At 37.1% G+C, this 1,775-nt stretch carries 2 protein-coding genes; both read right to left on the bottom strand.

All coding sequences use genetic code 11. The features are described from left to right. On the bottom strand, positions 1-685 hold a 685-nt coding region (locus tag AC1DDX_RS27110; RefSeq protein WP_477622994.1), incomplete at its 3' end, for a hypothetical protein. A gap of 64 nt (positions 686-749) precedes the next feature. Continuing rightward, on the bottom strand, positions 750-1,775 hold a 1,026-nt coding region (locus AC1DDX_RS27115; protein WP_477622995.1), incomplete at its 5' end, for a UDP-N-acetylglucosamine 4,6-dehydratase family protein.

Raw genomic sequence — 1,775 nt, forward strand, 5'->3', positions numbered from 1 at the left:
GGGGATTTGAAAAACCAAGCATAAAGGCCATCTGTTTTTTACTGCAGCCTGTCCTGCTTATGTACTGTTCGGCAAATTCCATTTGCAAGCGTCTGAAATAAAGATAGGGGCTTGTTTGATAAGTGGTTTTAAAATCACGCATCAATTTAGAAACCGAAATATTGTGTAAAATCGAAAGGTGCTCAACCTTGGGAAAACCAGACAGAATGACTGTTCCAAGATAATCCGCAATCTGATGGCTCTTATTACTTGCTGTATCATGGCCCAGCATTGCTTCATGATTAATGTTAAATTGATCGCCCAGAAGTTTCTCATCCATCAATCCGGGTAAATTTTTATTATAAATGTTTGCAAAAAAACCGACTACATTTCCATTTTCAACATCAGGATAATAGATGATGGTTACCGAACATTTCTGTCTATTAATCAGCTTAATTTCTGAATTATACTTTTGGACCTGGCCATCCAGAACCTTATTCACGTATGGCAGGTGATGTTCATGATAGCTACCATTAAACAAAACTCTTAGGCTTATAATACCTAACAATTCTTCAGGAGTCTTGCCACACCATTTAAAAAACTCCTTATTTGCAAAACGGCAGACTAAGTCCATGTCCCAATAGGACCACAAACTGATTCCTGCACAGGTTTGCATTATGGAGATTTCATTAAAACTTGATCCCATATAAATTCGCCTTTATTTTTTCGCATATTTCTAGGTAGATATACAGATATTAAAAGCAGCAATCTCAGCTCACGCCTGGTTCAACACTAACATCCATTAGATCTCCAGTTTCCACATTTACTACATCCATACTCTGATAAGTTGAATTTGCACTAACATATTCAGGAACGATCTCCTTCATTTTTCGAACAACCTCTTTATCATTGTTCGAGCAGTTCAATGCCAATAACTCGTCTATATTTCGTTGTACATATTCGTAGGGATAATAAATTACATTCGATATCTTAATTTTTTCATGATAAGTTGGAACAACCTTTTCAGTTTTATTCAACAGCTCTTCATACAATTTCTCACCTGGTCTTAGTCCGGTGAAGCAAATTTTTATATCGGTGTAAGGCATAAACCCAGCTAACTTGATCATATTTACAGCCAAGTTCAAAATTTTGATTGGCTCACCCATATCAAAAATAAATATCTCACCACCTTTACCCATTACTGATGCCTCCAGCACTAATTGTACTGCTTCAGGAATCGTCATAAAATATCTTGTTATGTTTGGATCGGTTACCGTAACAGGCCCTCCCATTTCAATTTGCGCCCTAAATCGTGGAACAACTGACCCGTTTGACCCCAGTACATTTCCAAACCGGGTAGTGATAAACCTTGTTCTATGAACCACATCAGTTTGATAATTTTGAAGGGACTGAATATAGATTTCTGCGATCCTCTTCGATGCCCCCATCACATTTGTTGGATTTACAGCTTTATCTGTAGATATCATTATAAATTTTTCTACATCATAGTCAATTGCCAGATCTGCAAGATTTTTGGTGCCCATCACGTTAGTCAAAATGGCCTCCGACGGGTTATGCTCCATCATTGGCACATGTTTTAAAGCTGCTGCGTGGAATATTATTTCCGGCCTGTACGTCTCAAACAAGCTTTTAAGCCTTCCATAATTTTGGATATTTACGATAAACAATTCACAAACACTATCTTTAAAATTATCTTCTATTTCTAACTGCATTTCGTGAAGTGGTGTTTCTGCCTGATCACAAAGAATCAATAATTGTGGATTACACCTCAACAC

This window comes from Pedobacter sp. 10L46_2 (assembly GCF_056395165.1).